Source organism: Paraburkholderia sp. EG286A (assembly GCF_040965375.1).
Classification (GTDB): Bacteria; Pseudomonadota; Gammaproteobacteria; order Burkholderiales; family Burkholderiaceae; genus Paraburkholderia.
In genome coordinates, this window is sequence record NZ_JBFRCB010000043.1 from 1 (window position 1) to 336 (window position 336).

The window sequence follows — 336 nt, forward strand, 5'->3', positions numbered from 1 at the left end:
CGGATGAACAGCAGAGTCACGATGCGCAGCAGCAGGCCTACAACCGCCTGAAGGCGTACCTGATGCTCGCTACCCCGGCGCGCACCGACGCAACCTTTCTCAGGAAACAACTGCTCGACGTCTGGCCTGCACCCACCGGCATGCGTGCGGGCGAATGGCTCGACGTTTCACAGCAGCTCGCGGGCTTCTGGTCCGACCATCTGAAGGCACATCCCGACTGGCGGATCAATCCGTCTCAACCGCTGGTCACACAGATGCGCTCGACGCTCGTCAACCAGATCGGCCTCGCGGCGAGCGACGACGTGCTCTATCAGCGCGTCATCGACACGGCGCGCG

The 336-nt window shown here is 64.0% G+C and carries 1 protein-coding gene; it reads left to right on the forward strand.

The annotated features are described in order from the left end of the window. Window positions 1-336: ImcF-related family protein (locus AB4Y35_RS42165; protein ID WP_368708804.1), on the forward strand; the 336-nt coding region annotated here is incomplete at both ends.